The sequence below is a fragment of the Pseudoalteromonas sp. TB25 genome (genome assembly GCF_000497995.1).
In the GTDB taxonomy this organism is placed as follows: domain Bacteria; phylum Pseudomonadota; class Gammaproteobacteria; order Enterobacterales; family Alteromonadaceae; genus Pseudoalteromonas; species Pseudoalteromonas distincta.
In genome coordinates this window covers 1-26,009 of record NZ_AUTI01000225.1, presented here as the reverse complement: position 1 = coordinate 26,009, position 26,009 = coordinate 1, and the positions used below count along the sequence as shown (strand labels likewise).

Annotated in this window: 16 protein-coding genes; 2 read left to right on the top strand and 14 right to left on the bottom strand. The window is 38.3% G+C overall.

The features are described from left to right. The 10 genes from L652_RS0106430 to L652_RS0106385 all read right to left on the bottom strand — a co-directional run. Nucleotides 1–1,273: IS4 family transposase (locus L652_RS0106430; RefSeq protein ID WP_024603372.1), on the bottom strand; the 1,273-nt coding region annotated here is incomplete at its 3' end. A 346-nt stretch (nucleotides 1,274–1,619) separates the two neighbouring features. Continuing rightward, on the bottom strand, nucleotides 1,620–3,221 hold the full coding sequence (locus L652_RS0106425; RefSeq protein ID WP_024597010.1) for an N-6 DNA methylase: 1,602 nt from the start codon (nucleotides 3,219–3,221) through the stop codon (nucleotides 1,620–1,622). Between the two features lie 142 nt (nucleotides 3,222–3,363). After that, on the bottom strand, nucleotides 3,364–3,951 hold the full coding sequence (locus tag L652_RS0106420; RefSeq protein ID WP_024597009.1) for an HNH endonuclease: 588 nt from the start codon (nucleotides 3,949–3,951) through the stop codon (nucleotides 3,364–3,366). A 1-nt stretch (nucleotide 3,952) separates the two neighbouring features. Continuing rightward, nucleotides 3,953–4,609 carry a hypothetical protein gene (locus L652_RS0106415; RefSeq protein WP_024597008.1) on the bottom strand — a complete coding sequence of 219 codons (657 nt, stop codon included), beginning with the start codon at nucleotides 4,607–4,609 and terminating at the stop codon, nucleotides 3,953–3,955. A gap of 2 nt (nucleotides 4,610–4,611) precedes the next feature. After that, a complete protein-coding gene (locus L652_RS0106410) occupies nucleotides 4,612–7,110 on the bottom strand; it encodes an ATP-binding protein (protein WP_024597007.1) in 2,499 nt (832 codons plus the stop codon). Nucleotides 7,111–7,429: 319 nt separating this feature from the next. Then, on the bottom strand, nucleotides 7,430–9,049 hold the full coding sequence (locus L652_RS0106405; RefSeq protein WP_024597006.1) for a Tn7-like element transposition protein TnsE: 1,620 nt from the start codon (nucleotides 9,047–9,049) through the stop codon (nucleotides 7,430–7,432). Next, nucleotides 9,036–10,553: a TnsD family Tn7-like transposition protein gene (locus L652_RS0106400; RefSeq protein WP_024597005.1), complete on the bottom strand. Its 1,518-nt coding sequence runs from the start codon at nucleotides 10,551–10,553 to the stop codon at nucleotides 9,036–9,038. The genes L652_RS0106405 and L652_RS0106400 overlap by 14 nt, the downstream gene beginning before the upstream one ends. Before the next feature lies 1 nt (nucleotide 10,554). Next, nucleotides 10,555–12,225, bottom strand: coding sequence for an AAA family ATPase (locus L652_RS0106395; protein WP_024597004.1), 1,671 nt, complete (start codon nucleotides 12,223–12,225; stop codon nucleotides 10,555–10,557). After that, a complete protein-coding gene (locus L652_RS0106390) occupies nucleotides 12,222–14,309 on the bottom strand; it encodes a Mu transposase C-terminal domain-containing protein (protein ID WP_024597003.1) in 2,088 nt (695 codons plus the stop codon). The genes L652_RS0106395 and L652_RS0106390 overlap by 4 nt, the downstream gene beginning before the upstream one ends. Beyond that, nucleotides 14,293–15,120, bottom strand: coding sequence for a heteromeric transposase endonuclease subunit TnsA (locus L652_RS0106385; protein ID WP_024597002.1), 828 nt, complete (start codon nucleotides 15,118–15,120; stop codon nucleotides 14,293–14,295). Before L652_RS0106385 ends, L652_RS0106390 begins: the two co-directional genes overlap by 17 nt. 171 nt (nucleotides 15,121–15,291) lie before the next feature. Between L652_RS0106385 and L652_RS0106380 the strand changes: the two genes are divergently transcribed. Then, on the top strand, nucleotides 15,292–15,507 hold the full coding sequence (locus tag L652_RS0106380) for a hypothetical protein (RefSeq protein WP_024597001.1): 216 nt from the start codon (nucleotides 15,292–15,294) through the stop codon (nucleotides 15,505–15,507). A 185-nt stretch (nucleotides 15,508–15,692) separates the two neighbouring features. Here the strand turns inward: L652_RS0106380 and glmS are convergent, their stop codons facing one another. The 3 genes from glmS to L652_RS0106365 form a co-directional block, all read right to left on the bottom strand. Further along, nucleotides 15,693–17,513: a glutamine--fructose-6-phosphate transaminase (isomerizing) gene (glmS, locus tag L652_RS0106375; protein ID WP_024597000.1), complete on the bottom strand. Its 1,821-nt coding sequence runs from the start codon at nucleotides 17,511–17,513 to the stop codon at nucleotides 15,693–15,695. A 38-nt stretch (nucleotides 17,514–17,551) separates the two neighbouring features. Next, nucleotides 17,552–18,316, bottom strand: a complete 765-nt coding sequence (locus tag L652_RS0106370) for a DeoR family transcriptional regulator (protein ID WP_024596999.1) — start codon at nucleotides 18,314–18,316, stop codon at nucleotides 17,552–17,554. A 184-nt stretch (nucleotides 18,317–18,500) separates the two neighbouring features. Further along, the gene (locus L652_RS0106365) at nucleotides 18,501–21,941 is read right to left on the bottom strand and encodes a VCBS repeat-containing protein (RefSeq protein WP_024596998.1); all 3,441 of its coding nucleotides are present in this window, start codon (nucleotides 21,939–21,941) and stop codon (nucleotides 18,501–18,503) included. Between the two features lie 184 nt (nucleotides 21,942–22,125). Between L652_RS0106365 and L652_RS0106360 the strand changes: the two genes are divergently transcribed. After that, nucleotides 22,126–22,653 carry a sugar O-acetyltransferase gene (locus tag L652_RS0106360; RefSeq protein WP_024596997.1) on the top strand — a complete coding sequence of 176 codons (528 nt, stop codon included), beginning with the start codon at nucleotides 22,126–22,128 and terminating at the stop codon, nucleotides 22,651–22,653. Nucleotides 22,654–22,886: 233 nt separating this feature from the next. Here L652_RS0106360 and L652_RS0106355 read toward each other — a convergent pair whose 3' ends face one another. Next, nucleotides 22,887–25,871, bottom strand: a complete 2,985-nt coding sequence (locus L652_RS0106355) for a Tn3-like element ISKox2 family transposase (RefSeq protein ID WP_008126957.1) — start codon at nucleotides 25,869–25,871, stop codon at nucleotides 22,887–22,889. Between the last annotated feature and the right edge of the window lie 138 nt (nucleotides 25,872–26,009).

The following is a 26,009-nucleotide window of genomic DNA, read 5'->3' as shown; positions in this document are numbered from 1 at the left end:
TGCGCTTGGTATCTTTCCAGCCTCCTAACTTTGCCAGTTCCTGATACGCCCATGACATATTTGGAGCAGTTTCAGGCAATGGTGTTTTTATTCTCTTTAACCACAATAACTTCCATGCTTTGGGAGATAACAGTTGTTCACAACTTGGAGAATCAGGCTGCTCATTGGTGAACTTTAGTTGCAATATTCGCGTCGCAATAAAGCCATTAATCGTCACCAATCTTTCCATGTTATCTTGGCTTTGAAGGCGTAAACTTTCGATATCCGTACCATCACTTTTCCAGACTTTATGGTATTCCTCTACAAGCCAACGGTGCTCATAGTAGGTGATGATAGCTAAGGCGTCTTCTTTGCTGGTGACTGGTTCACTGGTTAATAGGTGCCAGCTTAAGCCATTCTTAGCGTTTCCTCGCTCTGTACAGCCGACATAGTAAACTGGGAGGGAGTGTCCTTTCTTATTGTAAGGCGCTTTGAGTGTCACTGGCGCATAGGTGATATCCAGTGTTGCGCTTCGGGCTTTTCTTCCTCCTTTTTGTGCAATGTGGATGTGTTTGGTGCCTGCACTCATCAGCTCGCTTGCAAACGCATAGAGCTTATCCTCACCTTCTTCAATATGACGACTTTGCATCGAGCGTACGACGAATCGTTGCTGCTCGGTCAGTTTATACTGCAAGTATTCGTAGATGTCCGCTTCGCGGTCACACACCGATATCACGTTCGCCATTTGTCCTTGCAGCCGCTCTGCCATCGCTCGTGACGCTGACTCCCACTTGTAACTTTCTTTTTCTTCGTAAGAAGTCGTCGCGTGTTTTTCTCTTTTTCCAATCGTGTTGATATCACGACTCCAGCGAGACTGTTCAATTAATCCCACAACTTGCTTTGTGTCTGGCGCAAACAGTAATACGCTATGAGCTAACAAGCCTCGTTGTTTTGCTCCTCGTCCGACATGACCCAAATCATCTCGAATGGAGGAATGTTTATAAATTAGTGTGGTCGTGTCTTCTAATGCGAGCAACAAGTTATGACTTTTTGCTTGTTCAACCGTGGCTTTAAAGCCTGACTCTGCTATAGCCGTTGCGCCAATATTCTCGTTGCGAATAAAGCGGTAGGCACCTTCCATATCGCCGGGGGATTGAGTGATGTTTACAAGTGGTTTTCCTGGTTCATTTGCAAGCGTTGATGCTAACTTTACCAGACGCGCTGTTCTTCTTGGATCACCTAAGTCCGATTTACCGAATTGTTGTTTTGCCCAATGAGTATGTTCGTTAATCATAATGTGCCCTCAAACAAGATTTGAAGATCTGATCATGACATTGAGATTTAGTTCAAAAAAATCCCCGCTAATTTCTTAGCAGGGATTTGTGTATAAGAGACAGCATTAAGCGCCTTTTTATCTTTAACAGGTGTGGAGCAACAATAAAGTTTCATACTAAACAGAGATAGAGGTGTTGTTTGTTTGTTAATCAAAGTAACTGATAATTAATAAAGTATCATACTGAATTGAGTGCTTACCTATATAAATAAAGCATTTAAATAATAAAGTGTCATACTAACAACCAGCTTTGTTCATAGTATTTGGTTAACTGAACAATTCAGCCGAAATACGCAATTTCTCTAGATTAACTAAACTGTGACTTACTAATATTTTGACGTCTATCCATAAGAGTTTTTCTAACAACCTTTAAAGATTCGATTGCATCATCAGTCATTCCAAGTTGGGTTGAAAGTAATATCGCATCGTTACGATCTATTATTTCATCAATGTTTTTCTTATTATGAAAAGCTTCAACAAATTCATTAAACTCCTCTGTTGTAACTTTCATGTATGGGATAGGTAAAGACTTAAACTCTGATGGAGTAAGCTCTAAGACTCCACCACCGTAATACCTACCTTGTACTTCTGAAAATGCCAAAGTTAAAGAGTTATAAAATGAAAAAATCAAAGAGCGAATATCATATCCTTCTTTCATCTTAATTCTATATGATGAGTCTGTTACGAGGGCGTCAGCATCATTGTAGATAAATTTGGGGTAGTCATGGCACCTTTTAAAGAAAAAACCGTCAGATACCCAAGCACCCGGCACCTCATACCATTTATTCCTAAGAGTGCACTTATAGCGCTCATCAATTTTTCTTTGTTTTCCTATACTGATATAGTTTTTATGCTTTTGGTTTGTTAAATCAGCTTGCGACAAATCCAAAAAATGTGTCGGTTTATCCTGATCAATCAAACTTTTAAATTTATCTTTACTAAGACTCACACACCCATTAACAAAAATCCCTTTCTGTACAATAGGTTTTGATAAACTTTCTAACTCAAACTCATCTACTACTGACTTACTTACGATAAAGTAGTCATTTGCAGCAGTAACAATTCCAGGAATAGTTTCACAATAAGAAATTATTGGAGGTAATTTTTTCTTAAGGCTCACTACACTGTTTATTTGCTTTTCCATCAATGGATAAGCACTCCATTTTAATTTCATAGCTTCAAGCGAACGCTTTCTTGTAAGCTTAAATCTATTATTTATTAAACAATTGGAGTCATGTATTGTTGTAAAATATAATCCCTCATCTTTACTTTTCTTATACAAGAAAAGAATTACGGTGTCCTGTTCAATGTTTGGAAATACATTCTTAGAAAACGTAAAAATTTCAATTCGTTGAAATAACCTTAGTAGTGCTCTTTGAATTTTTTCACCAAACTTTACTTTCAACAGTTCTGCTGGTAGAACAAATGCTAAAGTTCCATCGGAGCAAAGTCTTTCCACTCCATCACATAAAAATGAAGTCCATATGTTATGAATTTCAGTACCAAAATCACCATTCTTGGCATGTATTTTTTTACAACTCTCTTTCTGACTTTCACTTAAAAGCTTTTTGGAAATATAAGGCGGATTACCAATAACTAAATCATATCTCTTGTCCGTATTCATACTCCAATTTAAGTAGTCTGCGTTAGTGACAGTATATTCGCCGTGAAGCGAGCCCGATAGTTTCTTAATTTTTTCTATTGCACAAGCATCAAGATCAATTGCATCAATATGTATACTTTTGTCAGAGAAGTGTTTACTTATAGCCTTCAGAAAAGCCCCATCTCCACAGCTAGGCTCTAGAATTTCTAGGTGTTTTTTTTCCTTTACGCATTTATTTCGTATATATCCAGCCATAAAAGATGCAAGATTATCAGGCGTATAATATGAACCACTTTTTTTACTCATTTAAATAGTTTCATTCCATCAGACAACGCTACTGTCTACTTTAGGTATGCCAAAGATTGATAATAATTGATAGGTTAATTTATTTAGGTGCTTTTGTCTGCAGCTAAATAAATTAATTGACTCTAACTTTAATAAAGTATTATTACTCACAAGCCCATGAAAAGTAATTTTCATATTCGTTAACTAGTTCAACTATAGCCTCTAAAATAGAAAGTCTTGATTCTGAAGTTTTAGGTATCTTCGACAATAACTTTTCCAACTTCTGTTTTTGGGCTCTTAACTTCCTCGCTTTCCACAGATATTCATGCCTAATTAGACCAAGGTTTAATTCTTTAACTAAAAAACAACCAAGATCTGATTTTGCATTTATGCTCCCTTTAGAGTCTCTATAAAGGTGCTCATCATAACTTTCATCACAGGGATCAATAAAGCCTAGCATGCCATTATTAGGGATATTTGCATCATCCGAAATCCATTTATTCGACTTAGCAATATTACAAAAACGACAACTATATACTAAATTTTTGTATTCCAACTCTAAATCTGGAAATTTAGATTTTGGCGCAAAATGATCTATATGAAATGTCGATTTATCTTGAAACTTATCGTTGTCATCACAATAACCACAAGAACCATTAAAATCTCTTCTCAGCTCAATGCGGTAGTCGCGGTAGTGACCTTTTCTTTCAACCGAACTTCTCGTAGGATGTATTCCCCTAACCTTAAGCATTTTAAGGGTTCACTCCTAAATTAGTTTCAATTTCGTTAATTAATTTATCAGTTGAACTCATTAATTCATCAAATTTATTTAATGCTAGCTTTTTTACTTCTGTTGGAGTCTTATTTTCTGCAGATAACAAGGATTCAAGCATATCATCTAGTTCAATTAACCTATCAGTTTCCTGGCTACTAAGTCCTTTTTTAGATAACTTACTTTTCAGTTCAGTATGCTCTTGTTTAACCGCTTCAAACCTTCTGTAATAAGCACTTACTTGGTCTGCAACTTTCTTAAAGAGGTTCCTCTCAGAATTATGCTCTAAACTATCCTCTTTAACATATATCCTATTCACATCAAAAGAGTTTAGAATTGCGTCCTCTTCATGTGATGTTCTTAGAAAACATGGAAAGTTATGTCGAACTTTTTGAACTGCATTTAGAAGCTGCTCTCCATTATAACTAATAACTGCGGATTCATTTAGTGCAAAATCAGAAATTATTGCATCAACTTTGAGTTCCAAAATTTCAGCAACCATATCATCTAAGTTAGTATTAGGTTCCAACAAGTATATTTTATCAAACAAATCAGATAGCTCAGCATCTGCTTGAAAATCTGCTAACTGATCTTTTTCCTCATCTATGTACAAAATGCTTATTGTATTACCTTCCATAGTTATTTCTCCGCTATAAGTAAATCAACTCTTAATTTAAAGCCTGGTTCTCCAGCATCTTTTATAACAACTTTGCCACCATATTCATCTACAATAGTCTTCAATATCCACATACCAATACCAGTACCATCACCATTATCATTATCATCCATTGAAGACTTAGTAGACTCACCATAAATGAATATATCCTCTGGTTTTCTAAAGCTCTTTGAAAGACCAGGACCAGAATCAGCATATTCGACAGTAATGAATTTTCCATAGGAATTGGACACATTTAGAGAAATTATTCTTTCTCCTGGCCATGGTTTCCTGGGGTTCGTCAATACTTCTACGGAGTTAACAATAAGATTAAAGAAAATACTATCTAAATCTATTTCATGAGCTAGAATTTCAGCATCTATATCATCACATTTAATTTCTAACTTTGTTTTTTTTGCGTCTAAATAGCCCTCCCAATGCATTTTTAATTCATCGAAGTATTCTTTTATATTAATATGACGTCTACGTCGTTTTTTTGATTTAACAGAAGTAAGGGCAAAATCAACCCAATATGAAACTTTTTGATCCTCTCTTTTCCATCTATCCAACATCTTATAAGGATTAAGACCTTCGGAAATGCCTAATAATTTAGTTTCATCAATAACTCTATTCAGTGCACCTTCCATCCTTTTAGATCTATTTTTCATACCCGCTTGTATTTGTTTCAGCTCGTGGGTAAAAGAAACTAATACTGTTCCCAACGTTGCTAGTCCCCTCAACAATTGATTTTCATCTTTAAGCTCTTTCTTTTCTTCCTTATTAATTTCAATTGCTTGAACCATATCTAGCACTTGCTCAGCAGACACTCCTTGACCTTTTGTTGACTTCGCCTGAGAGGCTGCTTTTTCACCCTTTTGTTTTTTTTCTTCTTCTGGGTTATCAAGCCTAAATGCCCGTTCCAAATAGTGAAAAATAATGCTCCTATCTCTTTCAAATTCATTAATAATAGATGAGACTAAATCTTTAAATAATCTGAATGCTCTAGGGTTAGAAATTCCTTCTCTGTTAGATTGATCTGATAATAAAGGGTTTGTTTCTTTAGATATGCTTATCGTTCCCGCAAGATTTTGAGGGTTAACTCTCCACCCCCCTATGCGTGTAACAGCAGCTGGACTTTTAGAAACTCTTTGACCTAGCAGTAACCAATCAAATGCATGAGATTCTGGTTCTCCATACGGCCTAACCCTAAAATTATCTCTATATAGTCTTAATCCCCCTGAATTTTCTAACCAATTTCTCCGTGTTTGTACATCAAAGTTTTTGTAAGGAAATCTTTTTAAGTTATCTTTATTAGGTAAACTTAATTTAAAATAAAATAAGTTAAGTGAGAACGAGCCTAATGCTAAGTAATCATCTAACATACTCTCATCATCAATTTTTAATAACTCTCCTATTGTTTTATCATACTCAAAAAAACCTTTGTCAATATCTGTTTTTGTGTAACCTTTTTCCTTCATTTGCTCAAAATTATATAAAGTTGGAGTCACCAGTGAAGCATCAAACTCTTGTCTACTAATCGTAATTGATACAGAGCCATTTTCATTAACGGTTGCTTTAATAGCATAATCACTCTCATCAGGTATATTTCGAGCAATCCAATTTTCATTACCACTTTCTAACCGTGTATCATGCAAATAAATATTAAAATCTTTTTGTTCTTTAGGAGGAATTAATGACGATAGTGACCTTTGCAAATTTTTAACCTCTCTACCAGTCCAGAGATCGCGCATAAAGCTAATCTTAATGCTTGTTCCCTTTGAGAAATCAATTTTATGCATAGCCTCTTTATCATTAGGCTCATGAGTTGGAAGCAACTCGGCTATTTCAAACTGCTCAAAAAGATCATTTGGAGTACCACTAATGTCATTCAGCTCAGCGGTTACATCTCCAAGAACTTTGCCTTTTCCTTCAAAATCTGACCAATTTGCACGCCAGTGTATAAAATTATCTTCTGAAAAAGAAAATAAATCACATTGATTACCAAGTCTATCTAGTGCAAATCGACCAATTCCTTTAGCCCCATTAACAATTCGATTGCCAGGTGACTTTGACCTAGACTCTTTGTTATCAGTACCAATTACCATCCAATTTTGTTTAATAGTCTCACTGTTCATACCATGGCCATTATCAATGATCCACAGGTCGACAATATTATTCAAAGTCTCTTTAAGTTTCGATTCTTGATTTTTATCCAGTGCATTTAATACATAAAAACTTTCTTTTTCATGGTAGTAACTTAAGAGAGAGGATTGAATATATTCATTTAACTGCCAGAAAAATTTTGAGGATATTTCAACAGGGACTTCTTTGAATACAGGTAATATTAATAAGATGCAACTAGTTGCATCTGCATCATATGTATTTTTTACGAGTTCAGTTATCGCACCTTCCACAGAAGCAACATTCTCCCTACCGATTAATCTTGCAGCTCTTGCTGAAACTTCAAATGGAATTTTAGCCATTTATTTTCCTTAAAATTTACTTGTTAAAATTTTTATAAACCTAAACGCCCATTTAGCAATATCTTCTTCTGTTAAACTGACCTCTCTCTTAGACTTTTGGTGCATCACACTTAAATGTCCACCCTTGCCAACTAATTTATCTAACTACCTTCGAGGGCAAAATTATGAAGTTTTTAACAAAAAACTCTTCAATTTGACTGATAATAAGACTAACTTCTAACAATTTAATCACTTTTGTTGATAAAGTCCGTGGTCTGGTCTAATTCTATCGGAGACTTAATTTTGAGACAATAATGTCAATAAATTAAGGGATATTACTTTATTTAATTAACAAACTTAAGAAGCGTTCAGCCCACTTATTTACAGCGTCCTCAACTAATCTACCTTCATTTTTAGACTGCTGGTGTGACACGCTTTTGTGATTACCTTCACCAACTAATTCATCAAAATACTTTTTTGGCCAACTAAATTGATTGCTTAGTAATCGCCTTTCTATTTCTGGTATAAAATCTCTTAGTAAACCTATTGGTTGTAATGCTCTAGCTGAAATTACTTTTGTAGCAATCGAGGCTCTACCATCTGAAGTATCTACCTCTAACAAAAAATAGCCTTCGGTTTGATGTTCAACTCGCACGATAGCCATACATCTTGGTGACCAGTCACTCATTAGGTGGCTCTTACTACGACCTATTTCTGGCAACTTGCGAACAACTGGCTTGCTTTGTTTAACACCGTGCTCTTTTTCTAATACTTCGAGCATTTTAAAGAAACTATCAAACTTATTGAGGTATAAGTGAGCGTTGTCGGTTTGACCATCTAAACCATCAACGGTGGCTCTGGGTATGTCGCCACGAGAGTTTGAATCATCTGTGCTTACCTCTGGTGATAATCTACTAGGTTTTTCTTCATCTTCTTTACCACCTGATTTAGCTTTGGCTTTAGCATAGACTTTTCGAGTGCGAGGAGAGTAATTGAAATTAATTAGTGTAGCATCACAGAATATTAAAGCTGATTCGTTATCTGAGCTACCATCACTCTCTTCGTCTATTTCTCGCTGTGTAGGTAATTGAGGATAAGTGCCACCTGTGCCTTTGCTAGAACTAGGTGTGTTCTCAGTAAAGTTTGGATGAAAGTAACCAATATCTGCAATGTCTGGAAACGACAAGTTTTCTAGCGCTTCAATACGATTAATAAACCAAATATTTTCATCCGGTGATTTCCAGCCTCGTGCGGCGATTTTTACGCCCTTCAATTGAGGTGGATCAAACCTAAATGTCCAACGTTCAAACCTGTCTGTTCTTATAAGCTCTTGTGAGAAATACCTATAAATACTTTCAAACGAATCCTTTACATCACTGTCTAGCAATATCCAAGCAAGCAGATATCTAAACCCTTCATTATCAAATAATACTTTTGGGCAATTTGTTGTAGGCAAAGCGTTGATTAATACATCAAGTGGAAACTCTTCATCATCACTTGATGGATTGTATTCAACGTCAAATTCAAAATCGAGAGCATTGTTAACCAGCGCTGCGTTAGCAAAATAGTTATTAGTAAAAAATAGTGCACGGGCGAGCTCCAATTGTGGGAGATAAATAGTTTTATCTTCACTTTCAAACATAAAGCAATTTTGAGATTGCTCATCACCAGCTTTGAATTTAACTAAACCACAATCTTTAACAGTAGCCATTTGCCAAAGTGCATTATCAGGTAAGGTAAATTCAAGTGGGAAGCCAGGAGGAATGGCTGCAGTAGTCTGATTTAATACGACTTGCCTGCTTAAATATGGGAGTTGGCTAAATTTAAGAGCTTGACGGGTGGAATTCTCAATACGAACTCCAATATCCCATGTTAGACGGTCGCTGTATTTAAACAGGTTACCCATAGCCTGTATTCTGGCATTGTCTGGTAGTTTTTTAAATCGATCAACTTGCTTCATACTTTACTGCATATCCTAACAGTTGCGACACAATTGGTCGGGTTCTTTCCTTGCTTAATCCTGCTATACGCTCAATTCGCCATGCTTTCAATTGCTCGTATTTTTTTAAACTATCAATGCAAGCTAATGCAATTCTACGACATTGATACTCTTCTATACTTTCACAATATTTTTCAAAAAACAATTTACATAACGGTAACTTTTCTAAATGTTTGATCTGAGACAAAGGGATACTTGCATGGGTAACCAACCAGGTTACTGTATGGCGGTCTGAATCAAGCTGAGTTTCTACTTTATTCATCAATAAAATAAGTTGTTTTGCATACTTTTTGTCTCTGCTGGGCCAATCGACTTTGCTTATTTTAGCAATACTTGGGCGCACTGAGCCTTGATTAAATTGCATTAGCCATTGCTTATCATGCCGATATAACCATATATATAAGCCTGCAAAACCTTGGCTTCTCGCGCCTTTAACGCCAAATTTAGCGACAACGTGTTGCCATTCTGTGCGACGTATTTGATCTACTATTACCGGCTCAATGTGCGCAGGCACATCATCATAATGCGATTGTGGTAGTTGTGAGACTTCAAAGAGTATTTTCGCTAGTTCCAGTTGTTGCTCATAGCACGCTTGCCATACTACTAAGTGCTGAAGATAACTAAACGATTTTCTGTGTTTTCTAAACAAACACCTTAACCAATTGTTCTCATCTGCTTTATTAATATTGAGCGAAAAACTCGCTAAGGTATGAGCTCCCCAGTAGCCTAAAACTAAGTTTGCAATTAGATTATGTTCAACATGCTTTCCCCTAACAAAGCCTAACTGCTTAGCTAATTGATGATAAAAACAACTCCATTGCAACGAGTGAATACGCTGTTCAGGCAAGTTCAGTAATTGCTGAGCATACGCTGCAAGCATTGCAACTTTATTGGTTGTAAGCCGTGGGCTTGAGTGTAAAAGCACATGAGGGCTAAGTGCGATAAATTGATGCCTGTGTACTTCGCTAATCAACACAGGGGTTCTTATAAGATACATTCCGTGCTCGGAACAAGCCGATAAGCCAGGAAGCTGCCATCGCCTTGCCCAAAACGCCTCTCCATATTGTTTTACTTGTGCCCCTACGCATAACGGGCAATATCGCAAGTAGTGAGGACTTTTAACTTTGGATGCAGCCTTACCTAGCTGTACTTCTGCAGAATGTCTGCAATCAGAGAGTAACTCATGCTTAGCGTGTTCGGTAATGTCTGGGTGAACAAAAGATGAATATAATGGAAATAGTGTGTGGGCTTGTAATAGCTTGTGTGGCGTTAAATTAGCATTACCTTGATAATGTATAGAGATCTGCGATAAATGTCCTTGAAACGCAACTGAGGCGATTATTTTACGGTTTTGAAATACATCATCAAGTAATTGCTTGGGAGAGGTTATGCCTGAATGTACACCGTATCTTGCAATAACGCTATAAAGCAGCTCATCTGGATAAGGCACTGGTAAGCACGCCATGCTACACGCTTTGCTTAAGCCAAGCGGTTATATCAAAAATATTTCCTTGTTGCTTGTAGCGCTGATAAAGCTCAGTTGATTGCTTTTTGTGTTGAGAGTAACCAAACCGTAAATCGTTGCTTGATAGTGTATGCCAATCTTTAAGTTTGATTAGCTTTGGTTTTTCTTTGGACTCTTCAATTTCGTCTGGCGTTTGCTCATACCACTCAAGTACGAGTGGAATAAGCCCTCTTACCTGTAAGTTTGGGTGGTCTTTAACTGCTTTTTGAACTAATGGTACCAACAACTCTGAGTCGCACCCCATCCCGAGCAGGAGATTGTAAAGCCTCATTGCCTCTGAATCACTGGCGAAAGGTAGTGAGTCTAGCTTAGTAGCTTCAACTTCAGAGATCTGCTTACTGAGCTCTAACAATCGTTTATCTATTTCTCTAAATTGTAAGTCTGAGTATTTTGCAATACTACCTGCTTTACCAGATTTAAGCGCTTCAATCATCGGATGAATAGGCTGTAATTCTGATTCATACACTTTCACAAATAGTTTTGATGATATGCGTTCAACACCCGTGATAATGGCGCGTAGCTGCGCAAGTACAAATAACTTAACCACAATGTCCAACACACCTTGGGATAACTCAAACCACGTATTTCGGATCTCTTCGGTGAGCGGTTCATCGCGGTGAATAAGCCACTGGTACTGCCAAAGCTTATCAGTCAATAATCGCCACTCTGTGGGCTTTGGCTTCCCCGTTTCCTTATCAATTCTATTTTTGTACTGCGGTAAAGGCTCCCAAACCATAGATCCAATTCCAGTACTGCGCCTTGCAGATTGCAACTCTAGTTCGAATATCGGCCGAGCTTTAGGGGTACCAACTAAAATCACCGGCACACCAATAATATTCACTAGTGCTACAAAGAACTCGAGCATCCGCTCTTGTCCTTCTTGTTGCTTACGTCCTAAGCGCTGAATTTCATCAATCACTAACACGCCAATAGCATATTGGTTGGCTACCTGCCCCATAAATGATAACAGTACCTCTGTACTATGACGTTTGCGACCGTACCTTTCAGTAAGGTCAGTATGAAGGTGCTTATCTACCTCTTGGAAGAAGTTTAAACATAAGCTCTTTAAAGACCCATCAACTGGGCACTCAATACGCAAATAGGTTAGCTGGTAAGTATTATATTGCTCGTGATAAATCGTTTGTGGGTAGGTGGCTAATATCCGTAATACACTGGAACTTTTACCGCATCCAGAACAACCTATTAGCGATAAACAACGCGCAGTCGATGGAGCTTCAGCGAAACGAAAGCTATTGATATCTCCTGTCATCATTCGTTCGTAGCCATTTTGCAAATGTTGTTGCAGCTGACCAGTCGCGATGTTTCTGGCAACATAGCCACCACGGATCATTAGAGCTATTTTTTCTTCGAGTGCCACATGTATAGATAACGGCTGAAAAAAGTCATCAAGTAAGCCACATAGCTCATGTGCTCGTTGCCTGGCATCTAAATAACCGGCTGCTGGGTCGTATTTAACCTTACCTTCTAGCTTAATTTTAAGCTCATTGATTTTGCTAACTTTTGGTAGTGCCTCAATAAACGGGTTACTTTTGTAACGCTCAATGTCAGATTCCTGATAAACGGCTCTGAAGATGTTATGTGATAAATTCATACGTCGTCATCTTCCTTAAACAGCTGCTCCGAAAAGTCAGGAAAATCCAAATCCTCATCCGGCTCTGAGAGGTAATGTACTTGAGCTGATTTACTGGTATCAATCTCAACTGGCTTATAAGCTCGTGTTTTGCGTTCTTTGGCCTTTTCATCAGCTCGATTATCACGGATATTGCGTATTCGTTCAGCATCTGACAAACCAGTTTGTTTTGGTGCTATTTTTTCTGCTTGTTTAACAACACCTATTACTTGCCGCTCCAAAACGCGCTTGCGTTCATCGGCAATTAGCTTTGCATCTGCCTGAGTTTGCTTTAGTTCATCACTTTGTTGCCATACATCCCAGAAACTAGCTCCAGAAAACTGCCTTGAGCGTGTTGCTAATTGGCAGGCAAAGTAGCTGTTGCTTTTAGAGTCAGGGTATATGTATATGTAATCTGCTGTTGCTAAATCATATGCTACGTCCACTTTTTCAGGTCGCTTAACTTCCTTACTTCGGTGCATCCAACCAAGCTTTAAGAGCTCAGTACTGGTGTAATACAGGCCAAAAATGCAAGCTCCCGATTCTGATATCGTTGCGCGTGTTCGCGGCATGAGCGCCACACGTAGATGTTCTGCTTCAGGCTTTTTTAATCGACCGGTACGATGTTGTAAGCCCCAATTCCATAATGCTAGAGGGTTATTTGGTAAATCGGTTGGCATATCAGCTGCTTTATCATAGCCTTTAATTACGTGATATTGGTTGTGGTACAGCACTGACGCTAAAATAATTTTAGTGAACTCTTGAATCGTAAGCTTAGCGTCTAAGCGATAATCTCTGTCGCCTTGCTTTTTGATTTTGGTTCCTGTGACAACACCCGGTGAAAAAGGCTTAAACACTGCTTGAAAAGTGTTAAAAGAACGCTCAACAACACCTTTCGCCTCACTTCTAAATGGCGATGTATTTTCAATACGCACCCCAAATCCTTTATCTAGGCATTCAATCTGATGCCCCATTAATTCACCTCTATCCGCTAAAAGTGCGGAAGGTAAGCCAATGCATGGCCATTCTTCTGGGGTTATATCAAAGCCAAACTTACGACAATATTCAGCTTTATCAGTAGAAGCCATATGTAGAGCTTGGATTGCTGCTGCATACGATGGGTTTTCAAAGCCGATATAAAAGCCTGCCACCATACGGCTAAATACATCAATGACCATATAAATGATTGGACGGCCAACAATATTGCTTCTTTCAGTATCTGATACCAAATAAATGTCAGCTATTGTCGCATCAATCTCGTAACGCATACCTGGCCCCAAAACATCTGCTGCTGCAGTACCAGTAAGCGGCCGTATATCTTTCTTATTTTTAATTTCGCCAGCCTGTGTTTCAATCTTATCAACTTGGCGGTATTCACGTTTAAAAAAGTGCTCCATTTGCCTAAGCGTCGGCAATTCTTCTTCAGGTAATTCAGGAAAATATTGCTCGTATATGTCTTTAAGGCGATTGTGTGCGTACCTAAATGATTTACTTTTGTCAGTTAATACATGACGCTCAATGGCAATACGAAAGAGCTTCTCAGTAAAGTCATCAATTAAAGCGCCAGTACCAGTCATATACTTTCGAGGTCGACCTAGTTTCGTAGTCGTTGCGCGGCGCTTTTGTCCTTTTCCACCTGAGTTTTTATAGTCAGGTAACAATGCGTTCGGGATCTGACCACGCTGCCAGTACCTGCGAGCAAAGCGGTAAATAGATTGCTTGGTTTTACCTGTGTCAGCTACTATTTGATTAACTACTCTGCCACGAGCTTTTGATTCGTAGCAATCTTCAAGCTCTATCAGGGGTTTAATTGCTGCATAGTTTTCATCACGCTTTATCTGAGCGGTAGAACCTGGCTCAGGAATAACTGTGAAAATATCACGATATGGGTCATTCGAACGTTTGATTACTTCATCTTGAAACCCTTGTTCTAGTTCAGCTATTTCGACAAACTCAGGAAAGGCCTTATCATCATTTACTTTTATCCAAAGTACGTAGTAATCAAACACCATTAAAATACGGTACAAAGTTTGTTCGTATTGTAATACTTCATTGATTTGAAACACGCAACACCTCTTTAATCTGATCAACATCACCTAAATTAAGTTGCCCAACTTGAAGCTTTTGAACTGGCGTAAAAATATCAAAGGTAAAATACCTATCTGCCATTAAGCAGCGTATTTCATAGAGTGACTCTCCTAAATCTAGTTCGTAGGCCGAATCAATCTCCTTACACGTGTTTATAAGAGTTTTGGTTGGATGTTTAGCGAAATAGTCCGCATAAAATCGAGCTTGCTCAATAGCTGATTCGGGTGTTTCTTTATGCGCCCCCTGCATTGAGTAAATCCATTCTATATTAATTTTCACTACGCGCGGGATTTCGGCCTCAGTTACTATTTGCCAAGGGATCTTTTTTTCATGCCAATAACGGCGTTCTAGTTCAAGAATCTCTATTTTTCGCAGCTCTTCAAACGAATTCATATACTTAGCTTGTAACGCAAAATAGGGGAGATCACGGGAGCTGGTTTCAACAAGAAAGTCACTTGATAAATATTGCTCTAAACCGCGCAAGTTCGGGTGCTTAATACCTGCCGCTTCTGCAAGCTCTTTAGTAACATCACGATCAAGCGGAAATTGTTCCTTTACTTGCAGCACATCTGACCGCCATTCAAGCAAGTAAAACATAGAAAGTTCGAGGTCAGATAATAAATGGTGTGTTCGCTTGGACTTATAACCAAAAACACGGTGCACACGACCGTCGGATGGTACATCGTAAACGGTTAACCAAGGTTTATAATCTTGATATTCTCCTAAGCCACGCCCTTCTTTAATCCATTTACTATATTGGGCTTCAGTATGACCAATCTTCCTAGACATAATATACCGCTATAACTGATTCAAATTTGAGCATAGCTAGAGTCGAAGTGTGATGCAACCTTATTAATTCTATCCCTCTATCTAAACAGAAACTAACAGCTTGCAAAATCGACTTTGTAACCTCAGTATATATTTTGTGCAATGTTGCACTTGAAAAGTAAGGAAAAAATAATGAACGATTGGGATTATGTAAATTTTAGCGAAGACCATGAAATGGATTACCATTTAGGATTAGTAAATAAATCAAAGTCTCACGCTAATCGAGCATTTTTAAGAGAGAATACACAATGGACTGCAAAAAATGGATTAGATAAGAAAATTATTACACATACTGAATTTAAGCCATATGTTATAGCCGACAAGATTAATCTAGAAGACCCTAGATAAACATAGCTTTATCGCAGGATCTCTCGCGAAATAAAAACGTAAAAAGTTAAGAATTTAAGGCCGACATATATTGTCGGCTTTAAATTACTTATCAGAATTAAACTTTATTGTTTGGGATGGTACTTTATTGTATGGGGTGAAACTTTATTGTTTTCCCACAACAGGTAATTACCAACCTATTGATTTTACTCAACAGTAACTGATTTAGCTAAATTACGTGGTTGGTCAACGTCGGTACCTTTAATTACTGCTACGTAGTACGACAGTAACTGTAATGGCAGTGTGTAAACAATTGGCGCAATAATGTCGTCAGTGTGGTTTACGTTGATAACACGCATTGTGTCGTCTGACTCAAAGTGTGAATCTTTATCTGCGAATACGTAAATAATGCCGCCACGTGCACGTACTTCTTCTACGTTTGATTTAAGCTTTTCTAATAGCTCATTGTTTGGTGCTACAACAATAATTGGCATGTCGGCATCTATAAGCGCAAGTGGCCCATGTTTTAGCTCGCCCGCTGCGTAGGCTTCTGCGTGAATGTACGAAATCTCTTTAAGCTTAAGCGCACCTTCCATTGCGATTGGATATTGTGAGCCACGACCTAAAAACAGTGAGTGATGCTTGTCGGCAAATTCTTCTGCAAGGTCTGCAATGCCATCTGCAAGCAGTAATGTTTCTTCAAGCTTAGCAGGTAGTACTTTTATAGCATTAACAATAGCACTTTGATCAAGCTGTTTTTCTTGAGCTATAGACGCAGTAAGCATTAACAAACCAACTAATTGCGTTGTAAATGCTTTAGTAGAAGCCACGCCTATTTCAGCGCCAGCTTTAGTCATAAAGGCTAGGTCTGATTCGCGTACAAGCGATGAACCAGGTACGTTACAAATGGTCATTGAGGCCATGTAACCTTGCTCTTTAGCTAGGCGTAATGCAGCTAGCGTATCGGCAGTTTCACCCGATTGAGAAATAGTAACAAGTAAGCTATTTTCATGAACAAACGACTGACGGTATCTAAATTCAGAAGCTATTTCTACATTACAGCTAACGCCTGCAAATTGCTCAAGCCAATAACGTGCAACCATACCTGAATGGTAAGACGTACCACAGGCAATAATTTGCACGTGTTTTACGTCTTTAAATATTTGCTGAGCGCTTTCGCCAAAGGCATCAATTGCTACGCGGTCGTCGTTTAAACGCCCTTCAAGGGTATTACGTACCGCAAGTGGTTGCTCGTAGATTTCTTTTAGCATGTAGTGGCGGTAGTCGCCTTTGCCTGATGCATCTTGTGTAATGTTTGACTCAATCACTTCACGCTCTACAGCGTCGCCATTTTCATCAAAAATTTCTACTGTGTCACGTGTAATACGCGCTACATCGCCTTCTTCTAAAAAGATGAAGCTACGAGTAACAGGTAATAGTGCTAACTGATCAGAAGCTATAAAGTTTTCGCCAAGGCCTAAACCAATAACAAGAGGGCTACCTGAGCGCGCTACAATGATTTCGTTGTCGTTCGCTTTATCAAATACAACTGTACCAAAAGCGCCTTCAAACTGTTTAACAGCAGCTTGTACTGCTGTAAGTAAACTAGTTTGCTGCTTACGAAGCTTATGAATTAAGTGCACCATTACTTCGGTATCGGTTTCAGATAGAAACTCGTAGCCTTCTTCTTTAAGCGATGCGCGTAAGCTTGCGTGGTTTTCAATAATACCGTTGTGCACAAGTGCTAACTGGTTGTTTGATACATGTGGGTGTGCATTTGCTTCTGTAACGCTACCATGTGTTGCCCAGCGCGTATGTGCAATACCTGTATGACCGCTAACACCTGCTTTTTCTAGAGCTGCTTCTACGTTAACTACTTTACCTACTGCTTTTACAGTATTTAGCGTAGAGCCTTCTAGTAGTGCTACACCGGCAGAGTCGTAGCCACGGTATTCAAGTCGCTTCAGCCCTTCAATCAGTATTCTATTTACTGGACGTTCTGCAACTGCCCCAACTATTCCACACATAATCTCTCCAATAATCTTGTATATTTACCACTTTGTGGCTACTCAATAAATTCAGCGCAAATTAGTTTTACACCACACGCCTCAATTGCTTTGCGCTTTTCATCTGCTAAGCCATTGTCGGTTATTAATGTGGTTACTATTTTCCACGGTAATTCTAAATTTGGTATTTTTCGGCCAATCTTATCTGATTCAACCATTACAATTACTTCACGAGCCGCTTTTGCCATTACTTGGCTCAAACCAACTAACTCATTAAAGGTTGTTGTGCCACGTTTTACATCTATACCATCCGCACCAATAAAGAGCTGATCAAAGTCGTAAGAGCATAATACGTTTTCGGCAACTTGCCCCTGAAACGACTCAGAATGCGGATCCCACGTCCCACCGGTCATCAAAAGTGTTGGCTCGTTCTCAAGTGCTAATAAACGACTCGCTACTTTAATTGCGTTTGTCATTACAACTAGCCCACGCTTATCAGCAAGCTCGGGGATCATCGCAGCAGTAGTACGCCCGCTATCAATAATAATGCGGTTATGATCTTTTATAAGTTTTGCTGCAGCCTTAGCTATTGCGACTTTGCGCTTTGAATCTATTTCATCGCTAACAATTTCTTTAGGCAGAGCAATAGCACCGCCGTAACGGCGCAGCAATAAGCCACTTTTTTCAAGCGCGGTTAAATCTTTTCGAATGGTTACTTCAGATGTTTGAAACTGCTGTGCTAACTTTTCAACGGCTACTTCACCTAATTCATTAACTTGAACCAGTATATTGTGACGACGCTGCTGTGTGTTTCGTTTAGTCATAAAGCTCGTGAATTAAGTTTCATTTCGAAAGTTATGCGATTTTAAACGAAACAACCTAAATGGCAAGTGAATGAGTAAAAAAAGCGCAATGTGCGCTTTTTAATTTAACAGCATGTAGATGTGGTGAAACATTCTAACTTGCTCAGTGAGCTAGAAACTAGATTACTGAGCACGCTATTATTTTTTAGTTCAAATAAGGATATATTAAAAACTCACTACCTAAAATATATAAACTCCAAGAATCACGCTCATCTTTTTGAATTAATACATCGTGGTAATTATTCGAGATTTGTGGACTCTCCCAAATAACTTGATTTGATAACTTATCCACTAGGCTAATTGTTTTTTCTATAGAGTAATGCGCCAGATAGTTTCGGCCATAAACGCCACCTATAGTTTCATCGAGGATTTTCTCTTTGTGGTAAATTGTAAAGCCCTTAATTTGTTGTTCGTCCAAAATTTCTAATGCTTTCGTTTTCGTATCTAATACTATTAAACCACCTTCTTCATCGAAAGTACCAAAAGTACGATAATCAATTATTAGCTCTAGTTGAGGATCTGAATCTAGCTGAATAGCATGTACATGCGCGACATGGCTTGTTGTTTCTTGTAAGAAATCTAAAGGTACAGGCCAATTGCTACTGTCAATTGAAATGGGTGATAAGCTTGGATTTTCGTAAAAAGCTATACCTAAATCGTAATAACCTATTATTATTTTTGACAACTCCTCAGACGGCAAGTAAGGAAAGTAGGCTCTTGATACGACTTCTCCTGTTTGTTTAGCGATTGTGTAATATCTAATATCACTTTTAAAGCTCAAGTGTGTTTCGGACTCTGTAAAAGCAAAATCATACGAATTAGAAAAAGTCACTTCTGCAACGCTAGTTTGCCAAATTACACTGGTTGAACCTGTATTGCGTTTAACAATAAATGTCTCGTTGTTAATTTGAGTTAATGAATACTCAATTTGATTTTCATTATCTTGCGTTAACAGCATCTCTCCAGTGAAAGTAACAGGTGCATTATTGTGCGTTACCTTAGCCGAACGGCCAAAATCTGAAATGCTAACCGTATCATCAACAGCACCAACAATATGAAGATTAGGAAGTTGACCTTGAGCCACTGATGAATACTCAAGCTGCCATAGCCCATTCTCATAGCTAAAGCTTTGCATCGCATATTCTTCGTATAAATAACTTCCTTCTAAACTATCTGTTTTGCTTACTAATAATGACTGTATTCCATCATTATCAAAATCAACAGCACCTATTACTCTCCCAATGGGGTTTTCAGCAATAGATACAGAGAACAATTGCCACTGCTGATCAAAGTAATAAAGCTCTTTTGAATTAGAAAAATAAACATGACTATAAGGACTATCTACTTCAAGGCTAATCGAAATACCATCATTGAAATTAGTCTCAAACTTTTCACTACCCACCTGCAGTTCACCACCTTCCCACCATATTAGTTCACTATAATGTTCGGAGGCCTTATATCTAGTTACACGACAATTATCACCACTGGTAAATGCCTTAAATTTATATTCAGAATAGGGTCCTATCAGGTATTTGTTCTGTTTGACATCAAATATACTTTCCCTATCAATTAACTCTTTAAAGCCGTCGTTATTCAAATCACAAACTTGAATCAAGCGATTTGAATAATTAAGTGAAAGGTCCGGCGCAACAATAAGCGTAGTGATAGAAAGATCATTTCCATTAATAAGATAGCTATCATACGAATGCCCCGCCGAAAGAAGAATATCTTCAATACCATCGCCGTTGTAATCAAATACCATAGAGTTATAATTTTCAGCCGAAACATCATCTATCAGCAAACTACTTGAGCCCTCATTAGTTAAAAATATTTGATGCTTAGCTGCCTCTTGGTTGTAAGTAATACTTAGCCAATTTAGTTGCGTCCCTGACTGATTAAGAAATGCACCTACATGCTCAACATTTGAAGGTAAGGGAGGTATCCATTTATTGTATTCTAGCAACCCTGTCTCACTGAGACTTAAGATATAATTATCATTACCGCGTAATACACCCCTTTTTTGGTTCGAAAGCTTAATTGAAGCTACACTGGATGTTGAGTTGTTCACATAACCAACTGAGCGATTATCTACGCCACCGAGTGATTGAAGGTTGATTTGGTGCTTAATTCTTATTTGATTGTCAGAGTTTGAGATATCAACAGCAAAATTTACGTTTAAATTACTACCAAAGTCAGGCGCGTTGCTTAACCAATTAATCTCTCCTTGTTCTGAAATCGAGATATTACTTGGCCCATAAGCAATTTTGTATTCAAAAGGACCATCGAACTCATCATTAGATAAGTTAATAATGGCTGTATAGTGTTCACCTAATTCTATTTCATCATATGCAGTAATGTCAGAAACAATTGCTGGCAGTTTTTCTAATTTAAACTCATGCTCCACAGTATTTTCTGCACCACTTGGGTCTACAACTGTTAACGAAATACGATAAAGGCCAGGCAGGTCTCCAATAAAGTCAATTTTGCTACCGGTGCCAAGTTGCCAACTAGCATTCTGCGGAAAAGTTATTAATTTCCACTCATAACCTAATGGTTCAAAATCAGGGTCCTTGGACTGCGTTGCATCAAGAGTAAGGATAGAGTGTCGTAGAGCTTTGTTCGAGCCTGAAATACTTGCTATAGGAATAGAGTTGGCAGTATTGTTATAAACATTATCTAAGTCAGTTAAATAAAACTCTAGTGGCAAAAATTCATTAGATAGATGTATGGTCGAAATGCCATTAGCTTTGAGAGCTACACTAGCAGTATTTTGTGATATTAGGGTGTACTTTGCTCCTATTATTGAAGGCAGAGATATATCATTGGTTGGATAAAACTCATCAGTTTTTATTGTTAGTTTTCCTAAATCACTAAAATAAACTTCGCCATTAAAACCAATACCATACCCAACATTGGTTGCATCTAAAACAGCATCAAGCCTTACATTAGAGAATAAAATATCAAGGGAATTTTCATCAGCACCTTTAAATTGAATATTCACAGTAGCGCTACTGTCACTATTAACTCCCTGACTATTAGCAATAGCAAAACCTTCTGTTAAATAGGTAACCCCAAGCACTTCGTTACTAATTGTTAAACTAGGTACTACCCCATATTCTAAAACAAATTCAGCGTTAGAGTTTTCGATATAAATATCAGATTGCCCATTAAAAACCCACCCAGCAGCAGAGCAATTGTTATAAGTAATTATATAGTGCTGATTAGCCTCTTCCTCTTTCATGTCAGCAGAGCCAGTAACACAACCGAAATTATCAGATTGGTTATCTAGCACTGGGTCGTGGAGAAATAGATTTTGATAATCCTCTCCAAATACTATGGAATTTAGGCTATCTATTAGATATGAGTACTGAGTTGTTAGTTGAGTTACATTACTTGCTGTTATTTCGAATAAAGATAATTCACCGTCATAGGTAGGCGTATTTTGATAATCAGGCTTAACAAATTTAGTTTTTCCAGAAGAACCAGAATCATTATTAGCAGGTTGGCTGGCATCATTACCCCCTCCCCCACAACCGGCTAAAATAATTGTTAAACAGAATAATTTAGTTAGTTTATTTAATTTCATTACTTACTCCTTGTAACATGAATTTTACATTATTAAAGCTTTTTTAAAAAGGAATATAATAAAAGTCAAAATTTGTTTAAAACCTTTTTAGCCCATACAAAAAGGTAATAACAACTTTTCAGTAAAATATATAAGCATGAGATAATACTTAATAATGTATGCATATAAATGAATAACAAACTCAATGAAATTATTTAATAGCGTGACTAAGCCATATTTAATGCAAAGAAAACAAACAGGCGAGATATGCCGATTATTCAATAAAAGCCCGAGCAAAGGTAATTTAAAGCGTATTAAAGAGCTGTTCGCACAATGCGGTGAAGAGGTAATTATAGAATCAGGTTTTCATTGCGATTATGGCAATCAAATAGTTATTGGTGATCGTACTTTTATGAATGTTAATTGCACACTTCTCGATTCGCCATTAGCCAATTACTCAATCACCATAGGTGATGACTGCTTAATAGGCCCGAACGTTCAGCTTTTAGCTGTGTCACATGCTACTAATCCAGCAGAAAGGCTTAATAAGGAAAACTTTGCAGCACCTATCGCGTTAGGCAATAACGTATGGATTGGCGCAGGCGCTATTATTCTTGCTGGAGTTAATATAGGCGAAAATAGTATTGTGGGTGCGGGTGCTGTGGTTACTAAAAATGTAATGGCTAATACCGTAGTAGCGGGTAATCCAGCTCGTGAAATAAGAACACTATAATGTGATTTTAACGTTGGGAGTCGCTGTGCTCGCCCGACCTACGTGATGGTGTTGCTATGAGTGTGTTAATTCGCACATTTCATTTTCTGCAGACGTAAAAAAACCGACTATTTCTAGTCATGCTCTCTACAATTTTAAGCCTTGTGGGGTTCTAGGGATTTTCCCCTCTAAAGTAACATAAATCGCCACAACCCTCGCAGTTAATGGCTTGTGGAGCTGGGTTACCTTTCATTTTAGACTTCATTTTCAACAATAGGCCTAGTTATTTCCTGTAAATCAGGTAGTTTGCGGTTACTAGCGAACTGATAAGTGCCGCTCAGATTAATGTTCTGCCATGCAACGGGTGATACTTGTCGAGTTATTGCTGCTTTTTCCTCGTCACCAACTTCTTCAAAGTGCAGTAATAGATGACTTAGGATCATCGAGTTAAAGTAGATAATAGCATTTGCCGTCAAACGGGCACACTCGTTCCAGACGACTATTTCTGATTCGTTTTTTCCACGGAACTGGTCACGATTGACCGATGCAATAGCTCGCCTGAGGAAATGCCAGGCTTCGCCTCGGTTCAGTGCTCGTTGAACATATTGGCGCAGACTTGCATCATCAATATAATCAAGTAAATATTGGGCTTTGATGAGTCTATTATATTCCGTTAATGCTTGTAATATAGGGTGTCTAGATGGATAACCAGATAATTTGCGTACTAGCAATGCCTGTGTTGTGCGTTTTTCTTGAAGGGATAACACAATACGCTGAATATCCTGCCAGCCTTCTTCAATCACATTCATTTTTATCGGCTTTTTCAGCGCCAGATGCGTGTTTCCGTCGTCGCTTTCAGTTACGTTAAATAGGTCATTGATCACACTGGTGAACTGAGCATACCTAGGCGCAAAACTATAACCGCATAAATCCAATAAGGCATAATTAACATGATTAACACCATGGGTGTCGGTTGAGAGGACATCTGGCTTAAGATCACTAGTATTAGATTGTAGTAAGTCGTAAATATAATGGGACTCATGCTCATTAGATCCTATGATACGGGCATTTAACGCACTATGATTGGCAACTAACGTCATGGCCGTAATACCTTTGTTGGTGCCGAAGTATTTCGAGGAGTAGCGAGTTTTAAAAGTCTCAAGGTGAGTTTCAAATTTTTGCCCATCGGTACTGGCGTGCAGGACGTCTTCTTGGATGTGATAGTGGCGGAAAATAGGGAGTGCCGCTACTGCGTTATTGATGATATCACTAGCCTCTTGCAAGGTTTCAGGCCTAATATAATTAGCTTGTATAGTGCTTAGATGCTCATAACTGCGATCAGATATTTGTGCCATCCCATATACGCCGCGATGTGTCGCATTCGCAATTAGAATAGCCAATAAATCATCCTGATTGGCGCCTACTTGTTTTTGTATTGGCAGCACGTGTGCGAAGCATTGCATAAAGTTGGTTTCTTGTTCAACATAACGCAACACATCAGCAATACTGACGGGGATCATTTGTTTAAAGAAAGGGTTGTTGACAAGTGATTGGGAGCCTTTAACTGGCAGTCGCCATCGTGTGCCACTTCGGCTCTTCATGATCACATTGCGGTTATCACCATTATCAATGTGACGAGCAACATCTTCTAGGGATGTTGTTAAGCGTATTTGTTTTACTTGCAGTAGCTTCTGAATCGGCTGCTTTAGCTTTTCCAATGTTGATGATGCCAATAGATCAGGCTGTATTGACGATGCAATTAAGTCGTCTTCTAGCGCACGATATTTAGTGACGTTTGATAAGTAAATTCGACCATTAAGCCGAGAAGCCAGTTGACGGTAAAGCAACCATTCGTATCGCTGTGGATGAACAACATCCTTGTTAATTAACCATGGACGATGTTTTTGTTGGATAAGTGTACTATCCATTGTTTGCAATGTATTACCTGCTAATAGTTCTGTTTTTGTGGTTTTGAGCTGGGTCACTAATGCTTCTGAGCCTTTACCTGCTTGGCATTCAAGACATAGAAACACGGGCCTTAATAACTGCTCAATTAACCCGTTTTGATCATCATAATATTGCCATTGATATTCTTCTACCGTGCGTTTTTGCTTTTTTAAGTACAGGCATAGCGTTTCTATATCTTGGTTATTCATTACACTTAATGCTTGTTGCCTAACCGTTGCAAATGGTTGATTATCGTCGATACTGTCATCAACAAACAGATGCAGTAATTCTGCGGCTTTGGTGACATTGTCTGCAGCTGACCTCCATGAGTCAAACACTGCCTGTTGGGCAAACGCATGCGCAGCTTCTTGTTGTTTACGGATATGATGAATAAACCCATCAGCCAATCGCTCTAGGCTTTGCCGTATGCGTTGAGTCAGAAAACACAGCAACCATAGGTGTTGCTGTGGACGCTTAAAGCGTTTTAGTTTACTGCCATAATAATCCACCATTTCACCGAAGTGTTGTTGGTTTTTAGACGATAAGGCTAAGCCCTTAACAGCATTATCAATCTGTCTTGTATAAGGCTGTAACTGATGATACACCGTCAGTTCTTTTTTTAGCTCTGTCACCATAACGCTTTTTGCACCGGCTCGAAGCTGGCTTAAGGAGAGCCCATCTTTGTCATCGATAATAGTATTTAGAAATCCGTGTAGTTCAGATGAAACATGAATACGAAGCTTATTATTTAACGCCTTCTTGACCTGTTGGATAACACGACTGATAAGCTTTTGTAAGACAGTATATTTAGGGATGGCAATTCTATGCGTTGCTAGATATTCAGCGGCTGCATCGAATAGATAACGAGGCTCAAGCCAAGCTTTGCCGACCATAACAAGATGTTCGTACAGCGGCGCAAAGTGCAGACTTTCGTCCCATTTCTGATAGTTTAATAACCTCAGTATTCTTTGATATATACGGTCACGCTGCATCTTATTAATGCTGAAAGGCCTGATCCCTTTGCCTCCTTGAACTTGCGTTGAAATAAACTGCATATCGTCAAAGATGAGGTTAAAGCTAGGTGAAAGAATCACAGGCTTAGACTTAAAATACCCTAATAACGCAATGAAATAGCATCGGTGGTTCCTTAGGCGAATACTTTTCAACTCTGTTAACTCGATCTCGTTTGGCGTAAAATACAATCGTTGTTGTTCAAGTGATAATAGCGGCGGAGAATATAGATCAAGCTGCTCAGCTTTGGTAAGAATTGATAGTTCGTTTTTTATAGCCATAGGAATTAAATTAAGTTTAAGGGGTTGTTAACCTCATAATTTGCCATACTTTGGAGAAGTAACCCACCTTTGTATGCCTTTAAATATGGTGAGTATGGCGATTTATGTTACTTTAGAGGGGAAAATCCCTAGAACCCC